The sequence below is a fragment of the Phytohalomonas tamaricis genome (assembly GCF_003012345.1).
GTDB classification, from domain to species: domain Bacteria; phylum Pseudomonadota; class Gammaproteobacteria; order Pseudomonadales; family Halomonadaceae; genus Phytohalomonas; species Phytohalomonas tamaricis.
This window is the reverse complement of record NZ_PVRV01000019.1, coordinates 756,553-777,244: the sequence shown is the minus strand read 5'-3', so window position 1 is coordinate 777,244 and position 20,692 is coordinate 756,553. Positions and strand designations below refer to the sequence as shown.

Annotated in this window: 21 protein-coding genes; 15 read left to right on the top strand and 6 right to left on the bottom strand. The window is 58.0% G+C overall.

The genetic code is table 11. From position 1 onward, the window contains the following. The 6 genes from C3Z11_RS05540 to C3Z11_RS05515 form a co-directional block, all read left to right on the top strand. Positions 1 to 239, top strand: a 239-nt coding sequence (locus C3Z11_RS05540) for a TRAP transporter large permease subunit (protein WP_158700876.1), incomplete at its 5' end; no start/stop codon positions are given. Positions 240 to 450: 211 nt separating this feature from the next. Next, positions 451 to 978, top strand: coding sequence for an alginate export family protein (locus C3Z11_RS05535; protein ID WP_106476908.1), 528 nt, complete (start codon positions 451 to 453; stop codon positions 976 to 978). Beyond that, positions 882 to 1,304 (top strand): alginate export family protein, encoded by a 423-nt coding sequence (locus C3Z11_RS05530; RefSeq protein WP_158700931.1) that lies wholly within the window; start codon positions 882 to 884, stop codon positions 1,302 to 1,304. Before C3Z11_RS05535 ends, C3Z11_RS05530 begins: the two co-directional genes overlap by 97 nt. 29 nt (positions 1,305 to 1,333) lie before the next feature. Next, complete coding sequence (locus tag C3Z11_RS05525) at positions 1,334 to 1,528, top strand: hypothetical protein (protein ID WP_106476906.1); 195 nt, start codon at positions 1,334 to 1,336, stop codon at positions 1,526 to 1,528. A 429-nt stretch (positions 1,529 to 1,957) separates the two neighbouring features. Then, on the top strand, positions 1,958 to 3,031 hold the full coding sequence (locus C3Z11_RS05520) for a TRAP transporter substrate-binding protein (protein WP_106476905.1): 1,074 nt from the start codon (positions 1,958 to 1,960) through the stop codon (positions 3,029 to 3,031). A 273-nt stretch (positions 3,032 to 3,304) separates the two neighbouring features. Continuing rightward, a complete protein-coding gene (locus tag C3Z11_RS05515) occupies positions 3,305 to 4,750 on the top strand; it encodes an alginate export family protein (RefSeq protein WP_262927249.1) in 1,446 nt (481 codons plus the stop codon). Positions 4,751 to 4,821: 71 nt separating this feature from the next. Here the strand turns inward: C3Z11_RS05515 and C3Z11_RS05510 are convergent, their stop codons facing one another. After that, positions 4,822 to 6,675, bottom strand: coding sequence for a feruloyl-CoA synthase (locus C3Z11_RS05510; protein ID WP_106476904.1), 1,854 nt, complete (start codon positions 6,673 to 6,675; stop codon positions 4,822 to 4,824). 206 nt (positions 6,676 to 6,881) lie between these two features. On the opposite strand from C3Z11_RS05510, the gene C3Z11_RS05505 reads away from it, so the two are divergent. The 4 genes from C3Z11_RS05505 to C3Z11_RS05490 all read left to right on the top strand — a co-directional run bounded on the left by C3Z11_RS05505 (position 6,882) and on the right by C3Z11_RS05490 (position 10,697). Beyond that, entirely contained in the window at positions 6,882 to 7,364 is a 483-nt protein-coding gene (locus C3Z11_RS05505) for a MarR family winged helix-turn-helix transcriptional regulator (protein WP_106476903.1), read from the top strand. Positions 7,365 to 7,595: 231 nt separating this feature from the next. Continuing rightward, positions 7,596 to 8,234, top strand: a complete 639-nt coding sequence (locus C3Z11_RS05500) for a TRAP transporter small permease (RefSeq protein ID WP_106476902.1) — start codon at positions 7,596 to 7,598, stop codon at positions 8,232 to 8,234. Further along, positions 8,231 to 9,556, top strand: a complete 1,326-nt coding sequence (locus C3Z11_RS05495; RefSeq protein ID WP_106476901.1) for a TRAP transporter large permease — start codon at positions 8,231 to 8,233, stop codon at positions 9,554 to 9,556. Before C3Z11_RS05500 ends, C3Z11_RS05495 begins: the two co-directional genes overlap by 4 nt. A 67-nt stretch (positions 9,557 to 9,623) precedes the next feature. Next, entirely contained in the window at positions 9,624 to 10,697 is a 1,074-nt protein-coding gene (locus tag C3Z11_RS05490) for a TRAP transporter substrate-binding protein (protein WP_106476900.1), read from the top strand. Positions 10,698 to 10,775: 78 nt separating this feature from the next. On the opposite strand, the gene C3Z11_RS05485 is transcribed toward C3Z11_RS05490, so the two are convergent. Further along, positions 10,776 to 11,609 carry a p-hydroxycinnamoyl CoA hydratase/lyase gene (locus C3Z11_RS05485; RefSeq protein ID WP_106476899.1) on the bottom strand — a complete coding sequence of 278 codons (834 nt, stop codon included), beginning with the start codon at positions 11,607 to 11,609 and terminating at the stop codon, positions 10,776 to 10,778. A 92-nt stretch (positions 11,610 to 11,701) separates the two neighbouring features. On the opposite strand from C3Z11_RS05485, the gene C3Z11_RS05480 reads away from it, so the two are divergent. The 3 genes from C3Z11_RS05480 (at position 11,702) to C3Z11_RS05470 (ending at position 13,670) form a co-directional block, all read left to right on the top strand. Continuing rightward, positions 11,702 to 12,163 (top strand): MarR family winged helix-turn-helix transcriptional regulator, encoded by a 462-nt coding sequence (locus C3Z11_RS05480; RefSeq protein WP_106476898.1) that lies wholly within the window; start codon positions 11,702 to 11,704, stop codon positions 12,161 to 12,163. Between the two features lie 188 nt (positions 12,164 to 12,351). Beyond that, a complete protein-coding gene (locus C3Z11_RS05475) occupies positions 12,352 to 13,212 on the top strand; it encodes a sugar phosphate isomerase/epimerase family protein (protein ID WP_106476897.1) in 861 nt (286 codons plus the stop codon). A 17-nt stretch (positions 13,213 to 13,229) separates the two neighbouring features. Then, entirely contained in the window at positions 13,230 to 13,670 is a 441-nt protein-coding gene (locus tag C3Z11_RS05470) for a DUF4174 domain-containing protein (RefSeq protein WP_262927248.1), read from the top strand. A gap of 30 nt (positions 13,671 to 13,700) precedes the next feature. On the opposite strand, the gene C3Z11_RS05465 is transcribed toward C3Z11_RS05470, so the two are convergent. The 4 genes from C3Z11_RS05465 to C3Z11_RS05450 form a co-directional block, all read right to left on the bottom strand. Further along, complete coding sequence (locus C3Z11_RS05465) at positions 13,701 to 14,441, bottom strand: Crp/Fnr family transcriptional regulator (protein ID WP_106476896.1); 741 nt, start codon at positions 14,439 to 14,441, stop codon at positions 13,701 to 13,703. A gap of 623 nt (positions 14,442 to 15,064) precedes the next feature. Continuing rightward, the gene (locus C3Z11_RS05460) at positions 15,065 to 15,331 is read right to left on the bottom strand and encodes a hypothetical protein (protein ID WP_106476895.1); all 267 of its coding nucleotides are present in this window, start codon (positions 15,329 to 15,331) and stop codon (positions 15,065 to 15,067) included. A gap of 571 nt (positions 15,332 to 15,902) precedes the next feature. Then, positions 15,903 to 16,616: a Crp/Fnr family transcriptional regulator gene (locus tag C3Z11_RS05455; RefSeq protein ID WP_106476894.1), complete on the bottom strand. Its 714-nt coding sequence runs from the start codon at positions 16,614 to 16,616 to the stop codon at positions 15,903 to 15,905. 240 nt (positions 16,617 to 16,856) lie between these two features. Further along, positions 16,857 to 18,152, bottom strand: a complete 1,296-nt coding sequence (locus tag C3Z11_RS05450; RefSeq protein WP_106476893.1) for a glycosyltransferase — start codon at positions 18,150 to 18,152, stop codon at positions 16,857 to 16,859. 577 nt (positions 18,153 to 18,729) lie between these two features. Between C3Z11_RS05450 and C3Z11_RS05445 the strand changes: the two genes are divergently transcribed. Next, positions 18,730 to 19,311, top strand: a complete 582-nt coding sequence (locus C3Z11_RS05445; RefSeq protein WP_158700930.1) for a DUF4142 domain-containing protein — start codon at positions 18,730 to 18,732, stop codon at positions 19,309 to 19,311. A 201-nt stretch (positions 19,312 to 19,512) separates the two neighbouring features. Next, entirely contained in the window at positions 19,513 to 20,664 is a 1,152-nt protein-coding gene (locus tag C3Z11_RS05440) for an aldose epimerase family protein (protein WP_262927247.1), read from the top strand. Positions 20,665 to 20,692: the final 28 nt, after the last annotated feature.

The following is a 20,692-nucleotide window of genomic DNA, read 5'->3' as shown; positions in this document are numbered from 1 at the left end:
CGATCATCACCTCCATCGGCATCGATCCGGTGTGGTTCGGCATCATTACCGTGCTGACCGTCGAGCTCGGGCTGATCACGCCCCCGGTGGGCATGAACGTGTTCGTAATCAAGGCCACTGCACCGCATATCAGCCTGGGTCAGATCTTCCGTGGCGTGACGCCGTTCATCATCTCCGACTTCATCCGCCTGGCGCTGCTGATCGCCTTTCCAATCCTGTCGACGATGCTAGTCGGCTAACACGGCCACTCGACTCTCCCGGACAGGCCTCAAGACCTGTCCGGGAGAGGCATTCCCTAGGAGTCACTTCGTTTCATTAACCAAGGAGTACCGCCGCACCCAGACAGCCCACCTCATCTCTACCCAAGTAGGACACTGAACATAACAACGCTGGTTTTCTCTGCGACATAACCATAAACGTGGAACACGCCGTCATGATATTACGCACCGTGTGCGCCTGACCTTCGACGGCGGACGGGCAACCTACAACCCCGGCAACGGTTACAAGCTCGATTCCTGGGCAATGCGCCCCGCCGATAACCTGCGCAGCGGCTCGTTCAACGACAGCTCCACCGACAGCGGCGATTTCTACGGCCTCTACGGTACGATTCCGGTAAACAAGGTGTTCAGCATCGATCTCTACGAGATGAGCTATCTGCGCGATGAACGCACGCTCAACGGCGTCAGCGGTGAGGATCATCGCCACACTCCCGGCACACGGCTGTTTGGCCAGAACAGCATTGGCATCGATTACTCCGCCGACGTGATGTATCAGTCCGGTGAGTTCGCCGGTGACGATATCCGCGCTTGGGGGCTGTGGAGTGCGGTGGATTATACGCTCGAAACACCGCATGAAAACCCGGCGCGGCGTTGCGTTTTGATGTGGCCAGCGGTGATGACAATCCCAACGTTAACGAGTCGATCACCTTCAACCCGCTGTTCCCCGCCAACGGCAATTTCTACGGCAACGTCGGCTTGACGACGATAGCCAACCTGATTGCGATCGAGCCGCAGTTCGCCCTCTCACCGCACCCGGACGTCACGATCTCAGCAACCATCCTGGCGCTGTGGCGTGAAAGCACCGACGATGCCGCCTACACGCCCGGCATGAATGCCATTCCCGGTACGGCGAACGCCTCTGGCAAGCGCCTCGGCACCTCGTATGCCTTGTTCACGCGCTGGACGCCGAGCGCTAACCTGACCGGCGATCTGGAATATCAGTACTACGCCGTCAGCGGTGCGGTCCGCGACGCCGGCGGTGAGGATAGCCAATGTCTCTCGCTGCGAACGTCCTATCTGTTCTGACCCGACGCTGCTGCGCAAAAGAAAAGGCCATGTCACAGGACATGACCTTTTTATTCGCCGAATTCGATGCACTAACGGCAGCCGTCTTTGTCAGCCATCAGCACCGCGTCGTCGGGCACGGTGGCATAGAGCCGCTCGATCGGGGCACGGCGCCATGTCAGCAGATGATCACTCGCTTCGCTTGGGGCGAGCTGTGGGGTAGTCAGCACTCGCCAAGCAGATAACAGGGCTCGCCCCTGGGTGGACGAACCTCATTCCCTAATCCCACAAGCTTCGCGCCCTTCAGCGCTATCGCTTCTCGTCGTACGACGAATGGCCATTTCCTTCCCGCTATCTCTCTTGCGCCGCACCGTTGTGCCCTTCGTGCCGCCTTGGCCCGATGTGTGGGGCTCAACGCGAACCAAGGTCTAATTGTGATGCCCTGGGGCGTGGTTACATTAGTCTTACGCGAACTAATGTTCGTATTTCACACGATGCGGAGGCCACCATGTCTGATCACGGTTTAACCCACCGCTCGTCGCTTCGCCATGCTGCGGCCTGTGTACTGCGTATACAGCGGTTTCTCGAAACTAACGGTCTCTGCTGCCAAGCAAGTAGCTGACTTGCGGAAAAGCTGCATCTGTTCTCTTTCCGACACTCATCGAGGTATCAAGATGTTATCCAAATGGCTACACACCGCATCGCTTGCTGGCACTGTGGCACTGATGGGCTTTTCACTCACGGCGGAAGCCGCTACCACGTTGCGCTTCTCTCATTTTTGGCCGGCCAACTCGGCGATCAATCAACAGGTCTTCCAGGTCTGGGCCGATACCGTCGAGAAGGAATCCAACGGCGAACTGAAGGTGCCTATATTCCCCTCCGAGACGCTATCCAAGTCCACCAACTCTTATCAGGGCGTAGTCAATGGTATCTCCGATATTGCCGCCACAGCCCAAGGCTATACCGCCGGACGCTTCCCGCTAAGTCAAGTGGTCGAACTGCCCGGCATTTCAAAGAGTTCCACTCAAGGCTCCTGCATCGCCCAGACGCTGTTCAATGAAGGCGGCGCGATGGCTGACGAGTACCGTGACTCTCACGTGCTGTTCATGTTCACCACCGGCCCCGGCTTCATCCACACCCGTGAAACGCCGATTGAGAAGCCCACCGATCTCGCCGGCTTACGTATCCGCCGGCCCACCGTGGTGGTTGGCGAAATGCTGACCGCGCTGGGCGCACAGTCGGTCGGCATGCCGGCACCAGAGGCCTATACCTCGATGCAGCGCGGCGTGATTGATGGCACTACCTTGCCGTGGGAAGGGATGAAGACGTTCCGCTTGAATGAGCTGGCGGACCATCACACCGAGATGCCGCTCTACTCGACCCTGTTCGTGGCGACCATGAACGAGCGCGCCTACCAGCGTTTGCCCGACAACTTGAAAAAAGTCATCGACGATAACAGCGGCATGAAGTGGGCGCTCAAGGTTGGTGAAGTATTCGATAACGTCGATCTGGCGGGCCGCAAGGAAGCCCAGGCCAAGGGCGAGGGTGACCATATCCTCACCATTGCCGACCCGCTCAACGATCCCGCTTGGGGCCCCCCACTCAAGCAAGCCACCGATAAATACTTGAACGATCTGGAGAAAGAGAAACTGCCGGCCAGTGAGGTCTATCAGCAGGCCCAGGCGGCACGTGAGCAGTGCGCCACCGCAGGCGATCAGCCGGCGTCGAAGGGGCTGAACGCATCATGAACGCCCTGCTTCATCTCAGTACTTGGTTGAGCCGCATCGCACTGATCGCCTTTCCGATCCTGTCGACGCTGTTGGTGGGGTAACACAACCGTTCGACTCCCCCTCCCGGCTAGGCCCTAGCCAGGAGGGGCACCGCTTCGGAGTCACTTCTTTTCATTAACCAAGGAGTACCGCCGCACCCAGACAGCCCACATCATCTTTCCCACGTAGGACACTGCATATAACAACGCTGGTTTTCTCTGCGACATAACCATAAACGTGGAATACGCCATCATGATATTACGTACCGGAATGCACGCCACCGCATGCCTGCTCGCCGTAGCAGCCCCTTTCAATACGGCCTTGGCCCAGGCGCTCCCACAAGGGGAGCCGGGTCTCGATCAGGTCCCCCAGGCCCGACCGATACGCCCAGGTCCGCCACGCTACCTGGAGAACTATCCGTTTCTGGCCGACTCGGACAAGCAGACCGACTTCTTCGATCCGATCCGCCATATCAAGTTGGGCGAGTCCTCCTGGCTGCAGCTGGGCGGCGGCGTCCGCTACAAATATGAACATCTGGACAACCCCGGCTTCGGGCTGAGCGGCGAATCCAACGATCACTACCTGCAGCAGCGTCTCCAGGCCCACGCCGACTTCCATCTGTTCGACGATGCGCTGCGCGCCTTCATTCAGTTGGAAGACACCGAGTCGTGGGGCAAGGACATCTACTCCCCGACCGATCAGAGCGACGCCGAGATCCATCAGGCCTTCGTCGGGGTCCGCCTGCCCACCTTCGGACACGGCAGCCTCGTTGCCCGCCTCGGCCGCCAGGAGATGGCCTTCGGCGAGGAGGTGCTGGTCACAGTGCGGGAAGTGCCAAACGTTCGTCAGACCTTCGACGGCGTGCGGCTGTCCTATAATGCTGGCAACGGCTACAAGCTCGACGCTTGGGCGATGCGTCCAGTCACCAATCTGCGTACCGGCTCGTTCAACGACAGCTCCGACGATGACAGCGGTGACTTCTACGGCCTCTACGGCACGCTACCAGTGAACAAGATGCTTAATGTCGATCTCTACGGCATGAGCTACCTGCGCGATGAGCGCATCCTCAACGGCGTCAGCGGCAAAGAGGACCGCTATACGCTGGGTACGCGCCTTCATGGCCAGAACAAGCAGGGCGTCGATTACTCCGCCAACCTGATATATCAGTTCGGCAAGTTCGCCGGTGACGACATCCGCGCCTGGGGGCTGTGGAGCGCGGTGGGTTACACGCTGGAAAGCGCGCAGTGGAAGCCGGGCATGGCGCTGCGCTTCGACGTGGCCAGCGGTGACGACAACCCCAACGACAACGAGTCGAATACCTTCGACCCGCTGTTCCCCGCCAATGGCAAGTTCTACGGCAACGCCAGCCTGACGACGATGGCAAACCTGATCGCGATTGGCCCACAGTTCGCCTTCTCACCACACCCGGACGTCACCATCTCACCGACCATTCTGGCGCTGTGGCGCGAGAGCTCCGACGATGCCGCCTATATGCCGAACATGCGTCCCATCGCCGGCACGGCAGACGTGTCGGGCCGCCGTCTGGGCACGAGCTACGATCTGTTCACGCGCTGGACGCCGACCGCCAACCTGACCGTCGACCTAGAGTACCAGTACTATGACGTCAGTGACGTGATCCGCGACGTCGGCGGCAAGGACACCCAATACCTCTCACTGCGCACCTCGTTCCTGTTCTGAGCAGAGCTGTAAAGCAAAAGGCCATGTCATGCGACATGGCCTTTTGGCTTGAGACGACAGTGAAATGAACACTATCCACAGGTATTTTTGTCAGCGACCAGCACCCTGTCTTCAGGCTCCTTAGCATAGAGCCGTTCGACCCATGCGTGGTGCCGAGCCAGCACGGCACGCTGGTTGACCGAGCCCTTGTCGGTGGTCTCACCAGCATCCATCGACAGCGGCACATCGAGCAATGCGAGCCGCTTAATACAGGTCGAACTCGAACGGTTAAGCACGGCCTGGTCATTGAGACGCTGCTGGAAGAAGCGGCGCACGGCGGGATCCGCCACTAGTGCGGCGAGATCGCTGGCGTCGGCTGAGACGCCTTCAAGCGCGGCGCACGCCTCGCGCTGCAGTACCACCAGCGCAGTGAGATAGTCGTGACCTTCGCCAGCCAGAACGACATCCTGCATCAAGGGCGCGAAGTGGCCGATCAATGCCGTGCGCAGCGCACCGACACAAACCCAGGTGCCGGTGGAGAGCTTGAAGTTCTCACTAAGGCGGCCGTCGAAGATTAGTCCCTGACCGGGGTCTTCGGCATCAAACAGGCGCAGCGCATCGCCCATGTGAAAGAAGCCTTCCTCGTCGAGGCAGCTACGGTTGCGGTCCGCGCTGCGCCAGTAGCCCGGCGTGACGTTGGGGCCCTTGACCCGCGCCTCGCGCCGATCGCCATACGGCGCCAGCTTCAGCGTCATGCCGCCGATCGGCAGCCCCACCAGCCCCGGCGCCGTATTGTCGGCGGTGGTACAGAACGCCAGCCCGGTCTCGGTCGCTCCCAGCCCGACCAGCATTGGAATACGCTCGCCGGCGGTCTCGACGGCGAGCGCGTCGAGTTCGCGCCGCACATGATCGGCCATCACCGCGCCGCCGAAATGGAGCATCTGCAAGCGGCTGAAAAAGCGCTCACACAGTGCGCGGTCGCGGCGCAGATAGATGACCAGCGCCTCGAAGCCCTTGGGCACGTTGCAGTAGAACGTCGGCGCGATCTCGTCCAGGTTGCGTACCGTGCGCGCCATACCCTCAGCACTGGGATTGCCGTCGTCAATGTAGAGGGTACCGCCGTTGAACAGTGCCATGCCGAAGATGGTGTTGCCGCCGAATACGTGGTGCCACGGTAGCCAGTCGACCATCACCGGCGGCGTCTCGCGGGCGAAGGCGAGCAACGCCACCAACCCGGACATGTTGCTGCCCAGCATGCGATGAGTATGGATCACCGCCTTGGGCATGTCGGTCGAGCCGGAGGTGAACAGGAACTTGGCGATGGTATCCGCAGTGACCGCCGTAAAAGCGCGCTCAACCGAGTCATCAGGCGGGGTGGCAAGCAGCGCCTCGAAGCTTGTCGCGCGCCGTGACGGACGGGTCGCGACGATCTCGAAACCGTCGTCGGGCAGCACGGCGGACAGCGCCGGGTCGAAGCGCGCCTCTTCGTCAACAAAGACCAGCCCCGGCGTCAGCAGCTCAATCACATGACGCAGCTTGAGATAGTCGCGCGACATCAGCGAATAAGCCGGTGAGACCGGTGCGAAGGGAATGCCGGCATGCAGCGCGGCCAGTGCCAGCAGCGCATGCTCGATACTATTACCCGACAGCATCACCAGCGGCCGTTCGGCCGACAGCCCGCGCGCAAGCAGCGCCTGAGCCAGCCGCTGCACCTTCGTCAGAGTGGCGGCGAAGCTCAACCGCCGCCACTGCCCCGTCTCATCGCGCTGGGCGAGAAAGTCGCGTTCAGGCGCCACCTGCGCCCAATGCAGCAGCGGCTCGGTGGCGCGTTCGGGATAGGCCGGCAGCGCATGGGGCGAGCGCAGGTAGCATGTCCCTTCGGTGGTTTGACGTTCGATACTGACGGAGTGCGGGCCCAGATGAACCACACGGAACGGCTTGCCCATCACGATCTCCTCGGTGCAGTAGCGTTTAGCGCGCTGCGGGTAGTGGTGGCGGCTGGTGTTATCTCTCGCCCAGGCTCGAGCGAATAAAATAGTTGTAACAGATAACTAATTCGGCGTTATATTCACCTAAAGTCAAACCGCGCGCCCTTGGTGTGCTGAGGTGCGCAGCGCCCCGTCTGCTTAAAACGCGTTGATAGAGAGCAAGCATGAGCAAGAGAAAGGCACACGCGACTGCCAACTCCCCCGTACGGGAGAGCGTCGAGCCCGAGCAGCTCGGCCCGACCCTACTCGATGACACGCTGGGCTACAGCTTGCGCCGCGCCCAGTTACAGGTCTTCCAGCACTTCACCGCGACGATGGCGGTCCACGACATTCGCCCCGCACAGTTCTCGGCGCTGGTGGTGGTCGAAGCCAACCCGGGGGTGACCCAGTCGGCATTGGCACAGGCGCTCGGCATCGATCCGCCGCGCGTAGTCAATCTCATTCACAAGCTCGAGGAGCGTGGCCTGGCACTGCGCGTGCGCTGCAAGCGTGACCGCCGCTCCCACGGCATCTTCCTGACCAAGAGCGGCGAGACGCTGCTCGCCGAGCTCAAGCAACTCGCACTCGACAGCGACCGGCGCGCTACCGTCAACTTAAGCGATGCAGAACGTACCCAATTGCTCGCGCTGTTGCAGAAAGTCTATTAGTCGTAAATCCCGTCCACCTACGGCCAAGGTCTAGGGTGCGTCAGCTTGTAAAGCCTTGGTGCTATCATATAGTGGCTTCGAGCAACTAGTTACTTAATACAACTATTTTGCTTGTACCCTGCGATCCGCCCGGGAGATACGTCATGCCGCACCGCTACCCTTACGCGCATTCTGAGCTTGCGTCGCTACCGACCTTCCCGCTCGATGCCGCCCTTCCGTGGGAGGTTCATCATGGATGACGCTCTCTACACGCCTCATGGCGTGCTGGCGCACCTGGGTCGGCTGCTGAACGGGCTATGCCGCGCGATGGCCATACTCGGCGGCGTGGTGCTCAGCCTGATGGCGCTGATGAGCGTGATCAGTATCGTCGGACGCTGGCTGGGCGGGCTGGAGTGGGTGATGACACAGCCGGCACTGGCCTGGATCGGCGCCGTACCCGGCGATTACGAGCTGGTTGAGATGGGCGCGGCGATTGCAGTGTTCTGCTTCTTTCCCTACTGCCATCTGACTAATGGCCACGTCACCGTCGATGTCTTCGTGATGCGCTCCGGGCCGCGTCTAAAGGCCGCTCTGCACATGCTCGCCAATCTGCTCTTTTTCATTACCGCTGCGGTACTCACCTGGCGGCTGTGGCACGGTATGCTCGACAAGCTGGAATACGGCGAAACCAGCATGTTGCTGCGTCTGCCACTGTGGTGGGGCTATAGCGTCGGCGTTGCCGCCTTTGCGCTGCTGACACTGACCTGCCTCTTTCAGATTGCGCTGGCCTGCGGCGCGCTTGTACGGCAGCGCACGCCACGCCGTGACCAGACCCGCTTGCCACACCGCGACGCTGCCCAGCATCAGCCGATTGGGGAGCCACGCTCATGAGCGGCCTGACGCTGGGCATTATCGGTTTCTTGCTGATGTCCGTTCTGATGGCGATTCGCGTGCACATCGGCCTGGCGATGCTGCTGGTCGGCGCGCTCGGCGCAATGCTGATCACCGGACCGATGGGCATTCTCAATGGGCTGAAGACGCTGCCTTACGAACATTTCTCCAGTTATTCGCTGTCGATCGTGCCGCTGTTCATGCTGATGGGGCAATTCGCGACCCGTTCGGGCATTTCACAGGCGATGTTCGATGCCGCCCGCCACTGGCTCGGCCACCGCCGTGGCGGTGTGGCGATGTCGGCAATCGGGGCCTGTGGCGCGTTCGGCGCAATCTGCGGCTCGTCGCTGGCCACCGCTGCAACCATGACCCAGGTCGCACTGCCCGAGATGGAGCGCCAAGGCTATCGCGGTGGGCTGGCCACCGGTGCGCTGGCCGCCGGCGGCACGCTCGGCATCCTGATTCCGCCCTCGGTGGTGCTGGTGATCTACGCCATCCTCGCCCAGCAGAACATCAACGAGATGTTTGCCGCCGCGCTGCTACCCGGCATCCTCGCCGCGGTGAGCTACATGATCGGCATCGCCGTCTACGTACGGCTGGTGCCGGATTCCGCGCCGCTCGTCAAGGCTACGCCGATGCATGCACGCTGGCAGGCGCTTGGCCGGGTGTGGCCGGCACTGCTGATCTTCATGCTGGTGATCGGCGGTATCTACAGCGGCCTGTTCACACCCACCGAGGCGGCCGCAGTGGGTGCGGTCGCCACCGGTGCACTGGCCCTGGCACGCGGCGGGATGCACGGCAGCGCCTTCGTCGACTCACTGCTCGAGACCGCCAGCGCGACGGCGATGATCTTTTTCATCGTGCTCGGCGCCGGCGTGTTCAATACCTTCCTGGCGCTGACCGGGCTGCCCCAGGCCAGCGCCGCGCTGATCGTGTCACTCGACGTTAGTCCATGGCTGATTCTGGCCGGCATCCTGCTCTGCTATCTGGTCCTCGGCTGCCTGATGGACAGCCTGTCGATGATTCTTTTAACCGTGCCGATCTTCTTCCCCATCGTCACCGCGCTCGATTTCGGTCTGAGCCCGAGCGACTCTGCGATCTGGTTCGGCATCCTCGCCCTGATTGTGGTCGAAGTCGGCATGATCACACCCCCGGTGGGACTCAATATCTTCATCATCAATTCGCTCGCACCCAAGGTGACGCTGGTCGAGACGTTCAAGGGCATCGTGCCGTTTCTGACCATGGATCTGATCCGGGTCGTGCTGCTGGTCGCCTTTCCACCGCTGTCGCTGTGGTTCGTCCACCTGCTCTACGGCACCTGACCATACTGGCCCCTGACCGCACTGCGCCAACGCCAGCGCCAGAAGACACAACAAGAGGAGTCACACCATGTCACTGCCCGCCCCGCTCGCCCGTTTCGGCGCTGCCTGCAGCCTCGCCGCGCTGAGCCTGTTGCCGAGCGTTGCCCACGCCGCCGAAAGCGTCACGCTGCGTTTGCAGCACTTTTTTCCGCCTACCGCGCCGGTGCAGGTCAACTACTTCGAGCCATGGGCCAAGCGCCTCGAGGCGCAGTCCGACGGCCGCATCAAGGTGCAGATCTTTCCTTCAATGCAGCTCGGCGGCACACCGGCTTCGCTCTACGATCAGGGCCGCGACGGTCAGGTCGACATGATCTGGACGCTGCTGAGCTACACGCCGAACCGCTTCCCCGCCGCCGAAGTGTTCGATCTGCCGTTCCTGTCGAGCTCGGCAGAAATCACCAGCCAGGCAGCACACGAGTATGCGATGAGCTACATGCAGGACGCCTTCAAGGGCATGCATGTCATTGCCGTGCACGTGCAGAGTCCGGGGCTTATCCATACCCGCGACAAGCCGGTGCGCACCCTCAGTGACATGCGTGGGCTCAAGCTGCGCGCGCCTTCAGCGACGATCAACCGCTTCCTCGCCACGCTCGGTGCGGCACCGGTCGGGATGCCCGCCTCCCAGGCACCCGAGGCGCTGTCACGTGGCGTGATCGACGGCACGGTGCTGCCGTTCGAGGGCCTCGGCGCGCTGGGGCTGACCGAGATCACCCCCTACCACACCACGTTCAGCGGCGATAAGGCGCTCTATACCACCATGATGGTGTTTGCCATGAACGAACGACGCTACGAGGCGCTACCGGATGATCTCAAGGCAGTGATAGACGCCAACTCAGGCGTGGAACAGGCGAAGATGATCGGTCACGTCATGGATGAGGCGGACCAGCCGGTCATCGCCAAGGCCCAGGCCTCTAATAAGGGAGCGTTCATTACCGTCGATGAGCAGGAAACGGCGCGCTGGAAGGCGAAGGGCGATCAATATACCCAGCAGTGGATAATGGATGCCAGCAAGCGCGGGCTCGACGGTCAGCAGCTTTATGACGCCGCACGACAAATGATCAACAAATATGCCAACGATAGCGATAGCGCCGCGATCAACTAAACAGCCTGGAAGAACGGCATCTAAACACGAGGCCCGCAGCATCCGCTGCGGGCCTCGTTCGTTATCGCCGCGCCAGGGCTACTGGCGCTTGTAGCTCTCAAGCCCCGGGCGAATGCTCTTGTCATCGAGGAACTGTTTAAGCCCCTGCTCGCGGCCGTGCTCGGGGTCAAGCAGCTGGGCCTGGTCGAGCTTGGCGTAGAGGTACTCCTCGTTCTGCTCCCAGGTGAACTCCCGCGACAACTTGAAGCCGATCTTGGCAGCACGCAGTACCACCGGGTTCTTGTCACACAGCGTGGCGGCAAGCTTCGCCGTCTCAGTGCGCAGCTCGCTCAGAGGCACACTCTTGTTGACCAGCCCCATCGCCGCCGCCTGACGACCGCTAAACGTCTCGCCGGTCATGATGTAATAGAGCGCCTGACGGTGGCCGACGGTATCGGCCATCGCCTTGCTGACCAGGTTTCCCGGCGGGATCCCCCAATTAATCTCGGAGAGACCGAAGGTCGCCTCGTCGGCGCTGATTGCCAGATCGCAGGCGACCAGTGGCGAGAAGGCGCCACCGAAGCACCAACCGTTGACCATCGCAATGGTCGGCTTGGCGTAGGTACGCAACAGTTTCCACTGCCAGGTAGAGGCGTCACGCCGCGTCTTGACCTGGACGATCTCGGGGCTTGAATCAATTTCGCGGAAGTACTCCTTGAGATCCATGCCCGCCGAGAAGGATTCACCCGCGCCGGTCAGTACCAGCACGTTTGCCTCTTCGTCCAGCTCCAGGGTTTCGAGCACGTCGACCATCTCGCGATTGAGAGTAGGGCTCATGGCGTTGCGCTTTTCAGGTCGATTGAGCACAACCCAGGCGATTCCGTCCTCGATCTTGACGTCAACAGTGGTCCAGCGGTTGGTATAGTCGGCCATGGTGCCACCTTATCAATTTAATATCAGGTAGGTTGACATTCTTCTTGGCCAGCATAATCTGGAGCCCACCGCTTGGGAAGAGGACTGCCACCATGACCGCACTGAACGAGACCAATGTCGTAGCCCCCATCCGCGTCGCCTATCTGATCGGTCGACTTGACCGCGCCCTACGCCGCCATATCGGCGAGGCAGTCAGTCCGTTCGGCCTGACCATGCAGCAATACACGGCGCTGTCAGTACTGGCCAGTCGTGAGCAGTTGTCGAACGCTCAGCTCGCCGAGCGCTCATTCATGACACCGCAGGCCACCAGCGAGATGGTCAAAGCGATGGAGGGCAAGGGACTGATAGCGCGCGAGCCGGACCCCTACCACGGCCGTATCATCCACATTCGCGTCACTGCTCACGGCCGCGAACTGCTGGCGCGCAGCGACGAGGCCGTGGCCCGGCTTGAGGCGGTAATGCTCGCTCAGCTTGATGCAGAAGAACGCCATCAGCTCCACGCTCAGCTCAAGAGCTGCGTTCATGCCTTGGGGGTAGGCTTGGTCGAAAGCTAAACAATCACGAGATAATCACACCCTGCAAACGTCGGGCTCGCCTTGTCCGACGCCGCATCGCCGTTGTTTTTGGCTTAATCGTGCGAGCGGCCCTGACACCCTTGTGCTTATTGACCACAATAAAAATTCCCCATGAGGAGGCAATGGACTAAACTTAACTTAAATAAAGTATTAATACGGGAGCGCACATGCATGCCATCGCGACCGTCTCTCTCAACGGAGACCTGATCGATAAGCTCGTCACTATTGCTGCTGCAGGTTTTGATGGTGTTGAGATCTTTGAACCGGATATTCACGAGAGCCGCGCCACTCCGCGTGAGATTGGCCGGCGGGCCCGTGCACTCGGCCTTGAGATCATCTCTTTACAGCCCTTTCGTGATGTCGAGGCCAGCGGCAATTTGATGCGTCAGCTTGATCGTCTCGAAATGCGCTTTGCGTTGATGAATGCGCTCGGTACCCGGCTGTTGATCATCAGTAGCAATACATCACGTCATACGCTGGATGACAGCCGTTGTGCCGTCGGTGATTTACGCATCATTGCCGAACGTGCCCATTGTCGTGGTTACCGTATCGGCTTTGAAGCGCTGGCCTGGGGCACGCATATTCATGATTACCGCGATGCCTGGAATATTGTCCAACGTGTTAATCACCCCGCGCTGGGGCTGGTGCTTGATAGCTTTCATGCACAGGTACGCCGTGAGCCGTTGGATACCCTCTCGACGCTACCCGCCGAGAAGATATTTCTTGTCCAGCTCGCCGATGCCCTCTGGTATGACGATATAACCATGATCGACTGGAGCGGACAGCATCGTTGCCTGCCTGGCATGGGGATGCTGGGACTCGATGCCTTTATCGCCGCCTTGAACGTCACGGGGTATTCGGGGCCGCTGTCGCTGGAGGTGTCATCTCCTCGAGACGCTACGACAAGCCCTTATCTTTTTGCCCAGCAGGGAAAGCGGACTCTGGAGCAGGCCAGCAATAAACCCCAGAAGACCGATGAGGCCAACAATGCTCGCGACAGGAGCATTGCCGTCGAGAAACGCCATTGATAGGTAAGGAGTTTGCCATGAAGCCTAGTGTGCAGCGGATGGTGGCCTGTGCATTGATCACTATCACCAGTGCCGCTTCGGCCGCCGACCCGGCCAACCCCTTGGTCAGTGACGCATGGCATTCACGCCCGCTCATCGTAGTCTCTCCTAGCGAAGCAGACAGCGACTATCAGCGCATGCGCGGCATTCTGGCCGACAGTACAGCCGAGATGAATGAGCGCGATATGGTGCTTTACACCGTCGTTAATGGGCATGGCAAACGTGACGGCAACGCGATGACCGAATACGAGACCCACGCTCTGCTTTCAGATCTGAACCTAGACGCCCAAGGCCCGCTTAGCGTGATTCTGATCGGCAAGGATGGTGGCAAGAAGATTGAACTTAAGGGCTTTGTTGCCCCCCAGCAGATTTTCGATACCATCGACCGTATGCCGATGAGGCAGTCAAATACGCCTTAGCCTTTCGGCATGGCAAATACCATATGCGTATTAATTACGCTTTAACAACCGACCAAGATCATCGTTCATGTAATCGGTCTTGAACTCGGCCTCATCAATCAGGCGCTCCATATCGAAGATCTCAACGGTACGGCGATGTTTCTTTAACAGGCCATCCTGCTCGATATCCGTCAGTGTACGACTGACATGCACGGTGCTGATCCCGAGCAGTTCACCTATCATTTGCTGGGAGATGGGAAAGGCAAACGTATGTCCGACCGACGGATTGATCCGCTTCAAGCGCATGTAAATTTCCACGATGAAGTGCGCCACCTTGGTCCGGGCACTGCACTGCATCAGATTGAGCATTCGCTCGGTAAGCAGTGCCTGTTGGCGTGAGGACGCGGCGAACAGCACGGCAGTCAACGTCTGTGAGCGGTCGAAGATATCAAGGACGCACTGGATGGGAAAAGGGCAGAGAACGCCCCCCGTCAGCATCCTGACACCGGACAAACGGTACTTATAGGTAAACTCCCTTAGCCCGATGATGTCACCGGGAAGAAATATTTCCAGTACTTTGACATCACCGTTGCCGGAATGATTGTAAGAATAAGCCCAGCCGGACTTGAGGGTATAAAGCTGGTCGGAAAGTGTACCCGCCTCCCAGACCCGCTCTTTCTTTTTAATGTGCGTTGGCTCTTTTTCCAGATGCGATAGCAACGCCTTCTCATCTTCGGTAAGAGTGATAAATCGGTCAAAGTTATGAATGATACAGCTCTCATTACAGCCCATATCTATCCTCTTACATATCTTTATTAGTAATAATTATGTTCCCCGCTTCTATTTGGGCAACGTGCGAGATAATCATCTGGTTATGGCGCCATATTTGGAAATAACAAATATTAGTTTCGTTAATCCACGGCAAGTTTTTTCTTCTTGTTATCGTCATATACACGTAAACTTACAAAATGATACGCAGATAATGATTATGGATTTATAAATCAAGCCCCAGCAAACCGCTCTCATAGAACCTTAGCGTGCCTTTATTTACCTATAATAATGAATCATTTTTTCAAATCGTTTTTCATAGTGCCTCAAGGAATGAACGGCGACAGGATGTCGATAGCCGCAGCCAAGGCAGGCATTGTCGGCAGGAGGCCGACCACAAAAACAAGGAAGACCACCGACGAAAATACTGTCGTATAGTGCCAAGGAAGGGTCACCGAAAGGTGGGGATAAGCAGGATGCTGTACTTGGCCAAGGAGGGCTTATATTTCTTCATATATCGCTTGAGTCGTAAGCAAATCTTTAGTCTCAACACGCCATGAAAACGGTGCCCGCCCTTTAAGTAGCCAGCAGGGCGAACACCACTTATCGCAACTGCCTTCGTAAAACGCTTTAAATATCCAACTTACTCAGCGCAATACATCGCGACTGCCCGGTTCCAAGCGCGCCGCGTGCATAACTGCGGCGTGAACCAAGTCTTGCGGCGCGCCTATTTCACGCGCGATATCGACCACAACAAAACCGTCGCGTAAAAAGGGCAGCAACTTCTGGCCCAGATTATAAAGCGCGTCATCACCGCTATCGGCCTGCTGTGGGTCATCTTCTACACGCGGCCAGGCAGCGTGTGCAGCCTCAATCATTTCAGGCGTTATCTCCTTGAGCCCGGAATTTTCCATGTCATCGCTCCTTGATAAATAGACACACGATTAAGCCTAGTTCGCTTCGAACGGTTCAACCAATCTGCAAGCAGATTCCGCCAACATGCCGTGGGTCAAATGACGAATGTCAATTTGAAAACAGAGAGGAAAAAGAATGAGGGGAAATAATAAAAGGAAACAGCGGTCTCACGCCTGAACTAATAATGATCAAGAACGTGGCCGCTGTTATATTCGCACCTTTCCTGGCGCTGGGTGACATCCTGTCGATCCCGTTTCCCTTGGTTTCTGCTGGGCATCCTGCCCACCATGCACATCCTGTGCTAACGACATCATGTCGTGCCGAACCTGTTCCTTGGCCCGGTGGCTTCCTTACCATGTCGCCATAATACGAGCCTCTTGCGGATAAATAACTAACAATTATTAGTAAACACAAACAATTACAAATTGACGAATAATTATTAATTAGAAGACAGCAAACACATTGTCACAATATATATTAATATGTGCGCCTTACTTACAAAAAAGATGATTTTAAACTTGAAGCGTACATTACTTATTACCTGAAACTTAGTTATCTATATATGCAAAATTAATAACTTTCCAGATGCAGATATGCTGGGTCGAATTCGGAGAATGCTGTCAGACGTTCCCAATCATGTATGATCAGCCGTCGCCCCTTTAATTCGATTAACCCCTCCCGACGCAGCTTCTGTAGTACCCGATTGGTATGCACTGCTGTCAGCCCCATGGCATCGCCCATATCGTCCTGAGTCAGAGGTAGTGTCATACAGCTATCTTCGATGATGCCAGCCGCACGCGAGCGCACCATCAGCTCACAGAACAGATGCGCCAGGCGCTGCTCAGCCGAGCGACTGCCTATGTTGACCAGCCATTCGCGCAGCGTCGCTTCATCCACTGACGTCGACCAGAGCAGGGCGCAGGAAAGCGCCGGATTGGTATCTAGAAGTTCATTGATCCTGTCGTGCGAAATAGCCATGACCTTGGCGGGCGTCAGCGTCATGATCGAGTGATCCATACGCTTGAGCAGCGTGACATGAATGTCGCAGAGGTCGCCGGGCATCAGATAGGCCACTATATGGCGCTTGCCATTCGGCAATAGCTTATAGCGACAGGCCCAACCTTCGACCAGAAGATGAACTTCGTTGGCCTGCTCGCCCTCGGTGATAATGTGCTGATGCTTGGGGATATCGGCCGCGTGGGTGAAGGCGTCTGCCAGCAGTTGTCTATCCGCGTCGGAGAGCGGACGAAATCGTTCAAGCTTGTAAATCAATGGAGTGATCATGAAACCTCCACAAGTAGTTTTCGTTGTAATGACGCGGCACCGACGCGCTGAGGCTTATCGAAGACATTCATCATAGGGGCAGCGTTAAAGTGATCAGGCTCCGCTGGTCACTGTGAAGAGGATCGGGATGGAAATTTATTGCCTCTCATCACTATCTTTGAGCAGACAAGACGCTTTATAAGCCCACTTTAACATCAAGGCTGAAAACTGACCCACCAGAATATCTAGCGCCCCGCTTTTTCAACCATGTTCGATACGCGGTAGCGGCGTCGATAGCGGAGCAGCCTGTACAGCGGCCTCGACGATATCCGCTGCTCGTGTAACGCCTCCGGCATGACGAATTTCCTCGCTTAGCGCCCGTGCGCTCAGGCGATAGCGGTTGTCCCCCAGCAGCCGTTCAAGAGTTTCTTTGACCTTGGCGGCACTCAGCCGGCGTGGGCTGAGTCTTTCCCCTGCACCCGCATGTTCGATGCGCGCTGCCACACCGGGCTGGTCGAAGGCAATCGGTAGCGCCAGCATCGGCACGCCGCAGCTAAGTGCATCAAGCGCAGTGTTAATTCCGGCATGCGTAATCGCCAATGTGGCACGCGACAATACGGCTCGCTGGGGCGCGAAATCAGTAACCCAGGTGGCACCGTCGCTTTCAAGCGTCCTGACCTGCCGTGCGTCCAGCAGACCGCAGTGGGCGATCAGTAACTGAACATCCAGCGCCTGACAGGCCTTGGCGATGGCCTTAAACACCGCCATCCTTCCTCCTTGCAGCGTGCCAAGTGAGGCAAAGATAAAGGGGCGTTGCGGGTCGAGCGCCAGTTCTAAAGGTGACGTGTCACTGCCTGGCAGACGCAGTGGCCCAACATGATGAAAGTGCGCCGGTAGGCTCCGGCGCGGAAAGTCAAAACCCGCTACCGTCTGGCTGATCTGGGCGTAGGGCGAGAGACAATCGGCCAGCGACGTTCGCGGTGCCAGACCGAAGTTGCGTGCATGGTGCAGGATGACTCGCGCATGAGCACGCATCAATATATCGCTGACACGTTCACCGCCACGATTACGCTTGATGCCCCGCTCAGAGGCATCATAACCCCAGGGTAGAAACGGCAACGGCACTAATGGGTCTCGATTAATGGGTAATGCACAGGCTAGCGACACGTAGGGTAGGCCAAGATACTCCGCCACCAACCCGCCCGCCGCTTCCATCTGATCGGCAATCACCACCTCAGCACCGATGCGTAAAAGCGCTTCGGGCAGCGTCTGGCACAGCATGTCAGTCGTGCTGGCGACATCGCGAATGGTTCGCCACAGCCCCAGCGGACCACGCGGATGGGCAGCCCGCTGCACAATGCGCTCAAGGGTTCCGGGAGGATGCGTGTCGAGTCCTACCCCTTCAAACGCGATCTCGCTTGCCTGCACCAGGCCCGCCATGTCTACCTGATGGATAAAAGTTGCCCGATGGCCACGCGCTATCAATGTGATCGCCAGCGCCTCCATCGCACGGATGTGGCTGGAAAAAGGAGGCATGACGAAAGCGAAGTGGGTCATGAATGTACCGAGTTATCGCGATACCCAAGGTATGCTCACAGCAAAAAGGGTATCGCCAAGTCAGAGGTAATGTCTTTGGTTAACTATCGGCCAAAACATGACCTATAGCAGCATAGAGCAGACTATGGCCGCCACATATCCAGCAAGGCGCTTCAGCAATTGGGTTGAGCTGCATTACCCAACCAGAGTATGACCGTTATACCCTCCCTCATGTTTCACTAACTACTATACATAAGCCGTTACGCATAACTTGATTGTCTGCGCTCATCTCAACTGTTCGCCATCGGCCAGCAGGGTCCACTACTCACTACTGGTCGCCGACGTGTCGACAATGTCATCTGGCGGGTGAGCGCGGTGAGCAGCGGCACTTACCCATTCAGAATGGGTGGCATTCCCCTTTCCCCACTCTCCGCTCAGCTGAAGTCAGGCTAATAGATACCGTCAGAAAATTGACAGCTCGACCATATTAGACAAGGCTGAAAACTAGGATATGACGCATGGAACGGATTTTTATTTCACTTCATGCGTCACGTTGTATGGCCTGATCAGGGAACGTAAAAACGTCAAGGAGACTCATATGCTCACACAACGCAATACTTTTTTTGCCGGTGCTTTCGCACTGACCTTTGCAGCGCTTACGCCGTTTGCCCACGCACAGCAGGGTAATCAGGGCAATACCGCCAATAGCGATGCTCAGCTGCAGCAAAATGATGAAGAGATGACGCCGGAGAACTTTGTCGATGGTGCTTCAGCGATCAACATGGGTGAACTCGACGCTGTCGAAATGGCGCTGGATGACGATAAGGATGTTCCGCCCGAAGTGAAGCAGGTGGCCCAAAAGATCCAGAAAGATCATACCCAGGCCAACCAGAAGCTGAAGCAGATCGCCGAGAGTAAAGATCTCGACATGTCCGCCACGGCCAACATGACCAGTATGGCGAGCGCACCAAGACTGATGGTGGAAGACGGTAAGTCATTCGCCGCTGACTTTGCCAAGCTGCAGGTCACTGCACACAAGGAAGCCATCGCATTCTTTGAACGTGCTTCCAATGAGCTGCAGGATCAGGAGCTCAAGCAATATGCCACCAATGCACTGCCTAAGCTGAAAGAGCACCTGCAAATGGCTCAGGATCTGCAACAGAAGTTCGCAGACCAATAATTCGTTTTTTAGCATGAAGTAGTGAAAGCCGTGTCGTTATGACACGGCTTTTTTATGTTTGCTCCTCTGGTACAGACCGGATCGGGCACGCCTGCTTGCGCCTGAAACTGAGTGAACTAATGTTCAATCAGTGCTCTTTTCTTCGGCACACCCGGTCTTGTACAGGTCACACTCAGCGCAGATAAGAAAAGGAAGTCCGCCATGTCGCTCACATCAAAACTTGCTACGCCCCTGCTGGGACTATGGCTGATGTCTCCACTGGGAGCTGTCGCCCATGCCGCCACAGTCGATCACGCACCCTTCGGCAAGATGCCCAACGGCGCGCAGGTCGAGAAATATACACTGACCAACAGCCACGGCATGAAGGTCGGCATCATCACTTACGGCGGCGTGGTGCAGTCCATCGAGGTACCCGACAAGGATGGCGAGCTGGCCGACGTGGTGCTCGGCTTTGATAATCTTGAGGGCTATCTTGAGAACGGTGATCCCCACTTCGGCGCGCTGATCGGACGCTACGCCAACCGCATTGCCGGCGGCAGCTTCGAACTCGACGGTCAGCGTTATCAGATCCCCACCAATGATGGTGATAACGCCTTGCACGGCGGTCCGGAGGGCTTCGACCGCCAGCTGTGGCATGCCCATTCGCTCAAGGGCAACGACTGGGCAGGAGTTGAACTGAGCTATCTCTCCCGCGACGGCGAGATGGGTTTTCCCGGTGATCTGGCCGTGACGGTGCGCTATACCCTCAACGAGAACAACGAGCTGCGCGTTCACTACAGTGCACTCAGCAACAAGCCGACCGTGGTCAATCTCACCAACCACAGCTACTTCAACCTGTCCGGCGCTGGCAATGGCACGGTGCTCGATCACGAGATGATGATCAGCGCCTCACGCTACACGCCGGTCAATAAGAACCTGATCCCCACCGGCGAGCTTGCTTCGATCGAGGGCACGCCGTTCGACTTCCGTCAACCGACGCCGATCGGCGCGCGCATCCGCAATGACAATCCGCAGCTCAACCGCGCTGAACCCGAACAGGGCGGTTATGATCACAACTGGGTGCTCGACAATCCCGGTCAGCTCATGGCGTTGGCTGCACGCGTGACCGATCCGCACTCCGGCCGCCAGCTCGAACTCTACACCACCCAGCCCGGCCTGCAGTTCTACAGCAGCAACTTCCTCGACGGCTCGATCAAGGGCAAGCAGGGCCGCAGCTACCAACACTGGGGCGCCTTCGCGCTTGAAACTCAGCATTTCCCCGACTCACCCAACCAGCCCAAGTTCCCCTCCACCCGCCTTGAACCGGGCGAGCCCTACAGCCAGACGACGATCTTCAAGTTCCTGCCGCTTTAAGACTTCTTCCTGGACTTCGCTCAATGGC

Bases quoted from the DNA above. Each gene is read 5' to 3' on its own strand.
- C3Z11_RS05500 (WP_106476902.1), top strand. From the start codon at position 7,596: ATGGATGACGCTCTCTACACGCCTCATGGCGTGCTGGCGCACCTGGGT.
- C3Z11_RS05515 (WP_262927249.1), top strand. From the start codon at position 3,305: ATGATATTACGTACCGGAATGCACGCCACCGCATGCCTGCTCGCCGTA.
- C3Z11_RS05470 (WP_262927248.1), top strand. From the start codon at position 13,230: ATGAAGCCTAGTGTGCAGCGGATGGTGGCCTGTGCATTGATCACTATC.
- C3Z11_RS05460 (WP_106476895.1), bottom strand. From the start codon at position 15,331: ATGGAAAATTCCGGGCTCAAGGAGATAACGCCTGAAATGATTGAGGCT.
- C3Z11_RS05465 (WP_106476896.1), bottom strand. From the start codon at position 14,441: ATGGGCTGTAATGAGAGCTGTATCATTCATAACTTTGACCGATTTATC.
- C3Z11_RS05475 (WP_106476897.1), top strand. From the start codon at position 12,352: ATGCATGCCATCGCGACCGTCTCTCTCAACGGAGACCTGATCGATAAG.
- C3Z11_RS05445 (WP_158700930.1), top strand. From the start codon at position 18,730: ATGCTCACACAACGCAATACTTTTTTTGCCGGTGCTTTCGCACTGACC.
- C3Z11_RS05485 (WP_106476899.1), bottom strand. From the start codon at position 11,609: ATGGCCGACTATACCAACCGCTGGACCACTGTTGACGTCAAGATCGAG.
- C3Z11_RS05455 (WP_106476894.1), bottom strand. From the start codon at position 16,616: ATGATCACTCCATTGATTTACAAGCTTGAACGATTTCGTCCGCTCTCC.
- C3Z11_RS05490 (WP_106476900.1), top strand. From the start codon at position 9,624: ATGTCACTGCCCGCCCCGCTCGCCCGTTTCGGCGCTGCCTGCAGCCTC.
- C3Z11_RS05510 (WP_106476904.1), bottom strand. From the start codon at position 6,675: ATGGGCAAGCCGTTCCGTGTGGTTCATCTGGGCCCGCACTCCGTCAGT.
- C3Z11_RS05440 (WP_262927247.1), top strand. From the start codon at position 19,513: ATGTCGCTCACATCAAAACTTGCTACGCCCCTGCTGGGACTATGGCTG.
- C3Z11_RS05495 (WP_106476901.1), top strand. From the start codon at position 8,231: ATGAGCGGCCTGACGCTGGGCATTATCGGTTTCTTGCTGATGTCCGTT.
- C3Z11_RS05520 (WP_106476905.1), top strand. From the start codon at position 1,958: ATGTTATCCAAATGGCTACACACCGCATCGCTTGCTGGCACTGTGGCA.
- C3Z11_RS05505 (WP_106476903.1), top strand. From the start codon at position 6,882: ATGAGCAAGAGAAAGGCACACGCGACTGCCAACTCCCCCGTACGGGAG.
- C3Z11_RS05480 (WP_106476898.1), top strand. From the start codon at position 11,702: ATGACCGCACTGAACGAGACCAATGTCGTAGCCCCCATCCGCGTCGCC.
- C3Z11_RS05525 (WP_106476906.1), top strand. From the start codon at position 1,334: ATGTCACAGGACATGACCTTTTTATTCGCCGAATTCGATGCACTAACG.
- C3Z11_RS05450 (WP_106476893.1), bottom strand. From the start codon at position 18,152: ATGACCCACTTCGCTTTCGTCATGCCTCCTTTTTCCAGCCACATCCGT.